Below are 9,233 nucleotides of genomic sequence, written 5' to 3' on the forward strand. Positions count from 1 at the left end.
TCCGGCCGTTGTCCCCTGTGCAGGCGTCACAGCAGGCGTCACTGCGGGCCTCCCGGCCTGGCCGGGTCCTCGCATACGATGGCCGTTGCTCAGTACGTCAGAAGGAAACCGACCGTCCCAGGCCCGACCGGCAAGGAGACCAACCCCCGTGTCCGTCCTCTCGAAGCTCATGCGTGCAGGCGAAGGCAAGATCCTGCGCAAGCTGCACCGCATCGCGGACCAGGTCAACTCCATCGAAGAGGACTTCGTCGACCTCTCCGACGCCGAGCTGCGGGCCCTCACCGATGAGTACAAGCAGCGGTATGCCGATGGGGAGAGTCTTGACGATCTCCTCCCCGAGGCTTTTGCCACCGTGCGCGAGGCCGCCAAGCGCGTCCTCGGGCAGCGGCACTACGACGTGCAGATGATGGGTGGTGCCGCCCTTCACCTCGGCTATGTGGCCGAGATGAAGACCGGTGAGGGCAAGACCCTGGTCGGCACGCTGCCCGCTTATCTGAACGCCCTGTCCGGTGACGGCGTCCACCTGATCACGGTCAACGACTATCTGGCCGAGCGCGACTCCGAGATGATGGGCCGCGTCCACAAGTTCCTGGGTCTTTCCGTCGGCTGCATCCTCGCCAATATGACGCCGGCCCAGCGCCGCGAGCAGTACGCGTGCGACATCACCTACGGCACGAACAACGAATTCGGCTTCGACTACCTGCGCGACAACATGGCGTGGTCGAAGGAGGAACTCGTCCAGCGCGGGCACAACTTCGCCATTGTCGACGAGGTCGACTCGATTCTCATCGACGAGGCTCGTACGCCGCTGATCATCTCCGGTCCGGCCGACCAGGCCACCAAGTGGTACGGCGACTTCGCCAAGCTGGTCACCCGTCTGAAGCGCGGTGAGGCCGGCCAGCCGCTCAAGGGCATCGAGGAGACCGGCGACTACGAGGTCGACGAGAAGAAGCGCACGGTCGCCATCCACGAGTCCGGCGTCAGCAAGGTCGAGGACTGGCTGGGCATCGACAACCTGTACGAGTCGGTGAACACGCCGCTCGTCGGTTACCTGAACAACGCGATCAAGGCCAAGGAACTCTTCAAGAAGGACAAGGACTACGTCGTCATCGACGGCGAAGTCATGATCGTCGATGAGCACACCGGCCGTATCCTCGCCGGCCGCCGCTACAACGAGGGCATGCACCAGGCGATCGAGGCGAAGGAAGGGGTGCCGATCAAGGACGAGAACCAGACGCTCGCCACGATCACCCTCCAGAACTTCTTCCGCCTCTACAACAAGCTCTCGGGCATGACCGGTACGGCGATGACCGAGGCCGCCGAGTTCCACCAGATCTACAAGCTCGGCGTGGTCCCGATCCCGACCAACCGTCCCATGGTCCGCAAGGACCAGTCGGACCTGATCTACCGCACCGAGGTCGCGAAGTTCGCCGCGGTCGTCGACGACATCGAGGAGAAGCACCGCAAGGGGCAGCCGATCCTCGTCGGTACGACGTCCGTCGAGAAGTCCGAGTACCTGTCGCAGCAGCTGAGCAAGCGCGGCATCCAGCACGAGGTGCTGAACGCCAAGCAGCACGACCGTGAGGCGTCGATCGTCGCCCAGGCCGGCCGCAGGGGCGCCGTGACCGTCGCCACGAACATGGCCGGTCGTGGTACGGACATCAAGCTCGGCGGCAACCCCGAGGACCTCGCCGAGGCGGAGCTGCGCCAGCGCGGCCTCGACCCCGAGGAGCACATCGAGGAGTGGGCCGCGGCCCTGCCCGAGGCGCTCAAGCGGGCCGAGCAGGCCGTGAAGGCCGAGAAGGAAGAGGTCGAGCGGCTCGGCGGCCTCTATGTGCTCGGCACCGAGCGGCACGAGTCCCGCCGTATCGACAACCAGCTGCGCGGTCGTTCCGGCCGTCAGGGCGACCCCGGCGAGTCCCGCTTCTACCTCTCGCTCGGCGACGACCTGATGCGGCTGTTCAAGGCCCAGATGGTCGAACGCGTGATGTCCATGGCGAATGTGCCGGACGACGTGCCGATCGAGAACAAGATGGTCACCCGCGCGATCGCGTCCGCCCAGTCGCAGGTCGAGACGCAGAACTTCGAGACCCGTAAGAACGTCCTGAAGTACGACGAGGTTCTCAACCGTCAGCGCGAGGTCATCTACGGCGAGCGGCGCCGTGTCCTGGAGGGTGAGGACCTGCACGACCAGATCCGGCACTTCATGGACGACACCATCGACGCCTACATCGCCGCGGAGACCGCCGAGGGCTTCGCCGAGGAGTGGGACCTGGACCGGCTGTGGGGCGCGTTCAAGCAGCTCTACCCCGTGAAGGTCACCATCGAGGAGCTGGAGGAGGCGGCCGGTGACCGCGCGGGTCTGACCGCCGAGTTCATCGCCGAGTCGATCAAGGACGACATCCACGAGCAGTACGAGGCGCGGGAGGCGCAGCTCGGCTCCGAGATCATGCGTGAGCTGGAGCGCCGGGTCGTGCTGTCGGTCCTGGACCGCAAGTGGCGCGAGCACCTCTACGAGATGGACTATCTCCAGGAGGGCATCGGCCTGCGCGCGATGGCGCAGAAGGACCCGCTGGTCGAGTACCAGCGCGAGGGCTTCGACATGTTCACCGCGATGATGGACGGCATCAAGGAGGAGTCCGTCGGCTACCTGTTCAACCTGGAGGTCCAGGTCGAGCAGCAGGTCGAGGAGGTCCCGGTCGAGGACGCCAAGCCGGAGCTGACCAAGCAGGACTCCGTGCCGGCGCAGGCGGGCGCCTCCCGTCCGGAGATCCGCGCCAAGGGCCTGGAGGCCCCGCAGCGGCGGAACCTGCACTTCACCGCGCCGACCGTGGACGGGGAGGGCGGCACCATCGAAGGCGACTTCGCCGAGGACGAGCCGGTGCGCTCCTCCGCCGACGGTCTCACTCGCGCGGAGCGGCGCAAGCAGGCCAAGGGCGGGCGGCGCCGCAAGAAGTAGGTGACGGGGCCGCAGCGCTCGTGGTGGCGTAGCGGCAGTTGCCTGAAGGGCCGGGGTCATCCAGTTCGTACGTGGGTGCCCGGCCCTTCGCCGTGTCCGTCGTCAGGCGTGATCGGTCCCTGCGTCAGTCGTCGTCTGCGCGGGGTTGCCGGGGGCCGTCCAGTTCCACCGCCGTGCAGCGCCAGCGGTGGTCCCGGCCCAGCTCCAGGCGGAAGGCCATGGCGCGCAGCCGGTCGCCGGTGCCGATGCGGGCGAAGGCCTCGAAGGCGCCGGGGCGGGGGACGTAGTAGCCGACGTCGCGGACCACGGGGCGCGGGCCGGGGGAGCGCAGGGGGCCGGTCTCGGCGAGGTGGGCGAGGTCGTCGTAGGCGCGTCCCACCGTGTGCCCGAGCATCGAGTGGACCGGGCGCCGGCCGCTGAGGACCAGCAGGAGGCGGTCGGCGAAGACGTCCGTGGGGCGGGGCTGCGGGACGGGGCGGCGCGGGGTCCGCGGCGGGACGCGCAGGGGTGCGGGCGAGGTGGGGGGCGCGGCCGGGTGAAGGCCGTCCGCGGTCCGGTCGAGGGGCGTGGGCGAGTGCCGGACGCGGGGTGGAGCGCCGCCCGGGCGGCGGGTGTCGCGGCGGGTGTCACGACGGGTCGGCGGGCGGGTGCCGGGGTGGGTGGCGGGGTGGTGCTGGGTCCTGGTCATGACCTTGTTCATGGGAGCCCCGTTCGCTGGGCCCGGAGAATACCGGGCGGTAACTTGCTGGTGGTGATCTTGTACGGGGGCTGCGGGCGCGGCGGCAAGGAGGGCGCGGGACCGGGTCGGGCGGCCGGACGGTTCACCTATCCGGATGGTCCGCGGGTGCGGAAGGCCTGGTCGGCGAGGTGGGGCGGGTGAATTTCCGGGCGCCGGGTGGACGGCTCGCGAGGCGCGGGCAGGGGCCCGAAAGAGGACGCCCGCACGTATCCTGAAGGCTCGCCGAAGCCTTGCGGGGCCCTCCGACCACGAAAGAAGCGGCCAGCCATGCGCGTCTACGTCCCCCTGACCCTCCCCGGTCTCGCCGAGGCGTACAGGACGGGAGAGCTCGGGGCCGGGCCGCTCGTCGCGTACGCCGTCACGCCCGCGTTGCGCGAGTGGTACCTCTCCGACGACATCGAGGAACTGGAGTACGCGGCGCTGAACCGGGCCGCGCTGGCCTCGCTGCGGCTGCTCGCGGCGGACGCGCGGGCACCACGCCGGCGAGTCGTCGTCGCCGTCGACGTACCCGACGGCGGGGCGACGGCCGACCCCGACCGGGGGCTCGACCCGGCGGCGCTCGGCGAAGTGCGGGTGGCCGGGCCGGTGGCGCTGGCGAAGGCGGCCTCCGTGCACGTCGACGCCGGGGACGCCGAGGCGGACGTGGCCGCGGCGGCGCAGGCGCTGGAGGCGGCGGACGGCGGGGACGACGACGCGCAGTTCGTGGTGGACGGGGCCGAGGACCACGAGCTGCTGTGGTACGCCACGCAGGAGATCCCGAATCTGGTGGGGCTCGGGGGCTGAGCCCGCTCACCTGGGCGTCTCTTGATTGTCGGTGGCGGCGGGTACGGTTCTGGGCATGGGGAAGTCGGAAGCCGCGCACATTGTGTGGGACTGGAACGGCACGCTGTTCCACGACAATGACGCGATCATCGGGGCGACGAACGCGGCGTTCGCCGAGCTGGGACTCGAGCCGATCACGCTGGAGCAGTACCGGGCGCTGTACTGCGTGCCGGTGCCGAAGTTCTACGAGCGGCTGCTCGGGCGGCTGCCCTCCGCGGCCGAGTGGGAGGTCATGGACGGGACCTTCCATCGGCACTACGCCGAGCACCGGGTGCGGTGCGGGCTCACCGAGGGGGCGGTGGAGCTGCTGGCGGGGTGGCGGTCGGCGGGGCGCAGCCAGTCGATCCTCAGCATGTACGGGCACGAGGAGCTCGTACCGCTGGTGCGGGAGTTCGGGATCGAGAGTCACTTCGTACGCGTCGACGGGCGTACCGGGCCCTCCGGGGGGAGCAAGGCCGAGCACATGGTGCGGCACCTCGCTGCGCTGGCCGGGGCGGGCGGGGTGGACCCCGTGCGCACGGTGGTGATCGGGGACGCCGCGGACGACGCGGTCGCCGCGGGGCATGTGGGGGCGCGGGCGGTGCTGTACGCCGGGGGGTCGCACAGCCGGAAGAGCCTGGAGGCGGTGGGGGTGCCGGTGGTGGACACCTTGGGGGAGGCGGTCGCGGAGGCGCAGCGGTTGGTGATGGCCGCGTAGCCCCTTCCGGGGGGGCGTCACATTGGTGCGGTCCCGCAGCCGCGCGGGATGCGGCTGCCGCGCTGCGTGGGGCGGACTGTGCAGACTGTCAAAGTTCTGGTCCCTGTTTTGTACACATACGGCTCATGACGGGCCCCCGGTAAGGAGCGATAGCCTTGGTGGCGTGATCAGCGCGATAGTTCGCGGGGGCGGCGTTGCCCCTGCCCTGCGCCCGGGACGCACGGATGACATCCGTGACCGGGCGGCGGTCGCTGGTCTTCTCGGGCGGGCCGGGGAATCCGAGGCCCCCTTCGGGGGTCCGTCGTACGCGCCGGAAATGGCTGATAACCCCCCGCTCATCTCCTCTTGCGGCATAGCGTCGAAGCAGACCGGACACCCCGTGTCTCGACGTCACGCCGGAAGGGCAGAGACCGTACTTCCTTCTACGTCACGCAACGGCGCGCGACAGGAGCCAGAGGACAATGCAGACCAAGCTGGACGAAGCCAAGGCCGAGCTGCTCGACAGGGCCGCCCGGGTAGCTGAGAACAGCCCGGTCGGGGGGCACCTACCGACTGGGACGACGGAACACGGCACCCCCGACCGGGAGGCCGTGCTCGCGTTCCTCCAGCGCTACTACCTGCACACCGCCCCGGAGGACCTCGCCGACCGCGACCCGGTCGACGTCTTCGGAGCCGCCTACTCCCACTACCGACTGGCCGAGAACCGCCCCCAGGGCACGGCCAACGTGCGCGTCCACACCCCGACCGTCGAGGAGAACGGCTGGACGTGCAGCCACTCCGTGGTCGAGGTCGTCACCGATGACATGCCGTTCCTCGTCGACTCGGTCACCAATGAGCTGACGCGGCAGGGCCGCGGCATCCATGCCGTCATCCACCCGCAGGTCACCGTGCGCCGGGATGTCGCCGGCAAGCTGATCGAGGTGCTGACCACCCGGCCCGCCGGCGAGCTGCCGCACGACGCGCACATCGAGTCCTGGATCCACGTCGAGATCGACCGCGAGACCGACCGCGCGGACCTGAAGCAGATCACCGCCGACCTGCTGCGCGTGCTGTCCGACGTCCGCGAGGCCGTCGAGGACTGGGGCAAGATGCGCGAGGCGGCCGTGCGTCTCGCGGACGGCCTGTCCCAGGAGCCGGCCCCCGCCGACCTGCCCGTACAGGACGTCGAGGAGGCCCGCGAGCTGCTGCGCTGGCTGGCCGACGACCACTTCACCTTCCTCGGCTACCGCGAGTATCAGCTGCGCGACGACGACGCCCTGGCCGCCGTCCCCGGCACCGGTCTCGGCATCCTGCGCTCCGACCCGCACCACGCGGGCGAGGACCAGCATCCGGTCAGCCCGTCCTTCGAACGGCTGCCCGCCGACGCCCGCGCCAAGGCGCGCGAGCACAATCTGCTGGTGCTGACCAAGGCCAACAGCCGCGCGACCGTGCACCGGCCGTCGTACCTGGACTACATCGGCGTCAAGAAGTTCGACGCGGACGGCAACGTCATCGGTGAGCGGCGCTTCCTCGGCCTGTTCTCCTCCGCCGCGTACACCGAGTCGGTGCGCCGGGTGCCGGTGATCCGGCGCAAGGTCGAAGCGGTCCTGGAGGGCGCCGGGTTCTCGCCCAACAGCCATGACGGGCGCGACCTGCTGCAGATCCTGGAGACGTACCCGCGCGACGAGCTGTTCCAGACGCCCGTCGACGAGCTGCGCGCCATCGTCACCTCCGTGCTCTACCTCCAGGAGCGCCGCCGGCTGCGGCTCTACCTGCGCCAGGACGAGTACGGCCGCTACTACTCGGCGCTGGTCTACCTCCCGCGCGACCGCTACACCACCGGCGTGCGGCTGCGGATCATCGACATCCTCAAGGAGGAACTCGGCGGCATCAGCGTCGACTTCACCGCCTGGAACACCGAGTCGATCCTGTCCCGGCTGCACTTCGTGGTCCGTGTGCCGCAGGGCACCGAGCTGCCGGAGCTGTCCGACGCCGACAAGGAGCGCATCGAGACCCGGCTGGTCGACGCCGCCCGCTCCTGGGCCGACGGCTTCGCGGAGGCGCTGAACGCCGAGTTCGGCGAGGAGCGCGCGGCGGAGCTGACGCGCCGCTACGCGGACGCCTTCCCCGAGGGCTACAAGGCCGACCACTCGCCGCGCAGCGCGGTCGCGGACCTGGCCCACCTGGAACGGCTGGAGGCGGACCAGGACTTCCGGCTCAGCCTGTACGAGCCGGTGGGCGCGGGCCCGGACGAGCGCCGCTTCAAGATCTACCGCACGGGCGAGGCCGTCTCCCTGTCCAAGGTGCTGCCGGTGCTCAACCGGCTCGGCGTCGAGGTGATGGACGAGCGGCCGTACGAGCTGCGCTGCGCCGACCGCCGGGTCGCCTGGATCTACGACTTCGGGCTGCGGATGCCCAAGGCGCAGAACGGCGCCACGGACGGCGCGTACACCAGCGACGACGCCCGTGAGCGCTTCCAGGACGCCTTCGCCGCCACCTGGACCGGTCAGGCCGAGAACGACGGCTTCAACGCGCTGGTGCTGACCGCCGGGCTGACCTGGCGGCAGGCGATGGTGCTGCGGGCGTACGCGAAGTACCTGCGGCAGGCGGGCTCCACGTTCAGCCAGGACTACATGGAGGACACCCTCCGCGACAACGTCCACACCACGCGGCTCCTGGTCTCCCTGTTCGAGGCGCGGATGTCGCCGGAGCGGCAGCGTGCCGGGCACGAGATCGTCGACGCCCTCCTGGAGGAGCTGGACGCGGCCCTCGACCAGGTGGCGAGCCTGGACGAGGACCGCATCCTGCGGTCCTTCCTCACCGTCATCAAGGCGACCCTGCGGACCAACTTCTTCCAGAAGACCGAGGACGGCCGCCCGCACGACTACGTGTCGATGAAGTTCGACCCGCAGGCCATCCCGGACCTGCCGGCCCCGCGCCCGGCGTTCGAGATCTGGGTGTACTCGCCGCGCGTCGAGGGCGTGCACCTGCGCTTCGGCAAGGTCGCGCGCGGCGGTCTGCGCTGGTCGGACCGGCGCGAGGACTTCCGCACCGAGATCCTCGGCCTGGTCAAGGCGCAGATGGTGAAGAACACCGTCATCGTGCCCGTCGGCGCCAAGGGCGGGTTCGTCGCCAAGCAGCTGCCGGACCCGGCCGTCGACCGCGACGCGTGGATGGCCGAGGGCATCGCCAGCTACAAGACGTTCATCTCGGCGCTGCTCGACATCACCGACAACATGGTGGCCGGCGAGGTCGTGCCCCCGGCGGACGTCGTCCGGCACGACGGGGACGACACCTACCTGGTCGTCGCCGCCGACAAGGGCACCGCGACCTTCTCCGACATCGCCAACGGCGTCGCCAAGGACTACGGCTTCTGGCTCGGCGACGCCTTCGCCTCGGGCGGCTCGGCGGGCTACGACCACAAGGCCATGGGGATCACTGCCCGTGGCGCGTGGGAGTCGGTCAAGCGGCACTTCCGCGAGATGGGGGTCGACACGCAGGCCGACGACTTCACCGTCGTGGGCATCGGCGACATGAGCGGTGACGTCTTCGGCAACGGCATGCTGCTCTCCGAGCACATCCGGCTCGTGGCCGCCTTCGACCACCGGCACATCTTCCTCGACCCCACGCCGGACGCCGCGACCTCCTACGCCGAGCGCAAGCGGCTCTTCGCGCTGCCCCGCTCGTCGTGGGCCGACTACGACCGCTCGAAGATCTCGCCCGGCGGCGGCGTCTACCCGCGCACCGCGAAGTCCGTCCCGATCGCCCCGGAGGTGTGCGAGGCGCTCGGGCTCGACCCGGCGCGCTTCTCCGGTCACGGCGTCGCTGCCCTCACGCCGGCCGAGCTGATGCGCGCCATCCTCACGGCGCCAGTCGACCTGCTGTGGAACGGCGGCATCGGCACCTACGTCAAGGCGTCCTCGGAGACCCATGCCGACGTGGGCGACAAGGCCAACGACGCCATCCGCGTCGACGGCTCGGCGCTGCGCTGCAAGGTCGTCGGTGAGGGTGGCAACCTCGGGCTGACCCAGCTCGGT

At 70.2% G+C, this 9,233-nt stretch carries 5 protein-coding genes; 4 read left to right on the forward strand and 1 reads right to left on the reverse strand.

Annotation, left to right across the window (positions count from 1 at the left end; translation table 11 throughout):
* Positions 1–148 precede the first annotated feature (148 nt).
* Positions 149–2,959: a preprotein translocase subunit SecA gene (secA, locus tag VE614_RS08780; RefSeq protein ID WP_324934395.1), complete on the forward strand. Its 2,811-nt coding sequence runs from the start codon at positions 149–151 to the stop codon at positions 2,957–2,959.
* A 124-nt stretch (positions 2,960–3,083) separates the two neighbouring features.
* Here the strand turns inward: secA and VE614_RS08785 are convergent, their stop codons facing one another.
* On the reverse strand, positions 3,084–3,659 hold the full coding sequence (locus VE614_RS08785; protein ID WP_324934397.1) for an Rv3235 family protein: 576 nt from the start codon (positions 3,657–3,659) through the stop codon (positions 3,084–3,086).
* 306 nt (positions 3,660–3,965) lie between these two features.
* Between VE614_RS08785 and VE614_RS08790 the strand changes: the two genes are divergently transcribed.
* The 3 genes from VE614_RS08790 to VE614_RS08800 form a co-directional block, all read left to right on the forward strand.
* Entirely contained in the window at positions 3,966–4,481 is a 516-nt protein-coding gene (locus VE614_RS08790) for a DUF6912 family protein (protein WP_324934399.1), read from the forward strand.
* A gap of 55 nt (positions 4,482–4,536) precedes the next feature.
* Entirely contained in the window at positions 4,537–5,217 is a 681-nt protein-coding gene (locus VE614_RS08795; protein ID WP_324934401.1) for an HAD family hydrolase, read from the forward strand.
* Between the two features lie 461 nt (positions 5,218–5,678).
* Positions 5,679–9,233, forward strand: a 3,555-nt coding sequence (locus tag VE614_RS08800) for an NAD-glutamate dehydrogenase (protein WP_324934403.1), incomplete at its 3' end; no start/stop codon positions are given.

It is taken from the genome of Streptomyces sp. (assembly GCF_035645055.1).
Lineage (GTDB): Bacteria > Actinomycetota > Actinomycetes > Streptomycetales > Streptomycetaceae > Streptomyces.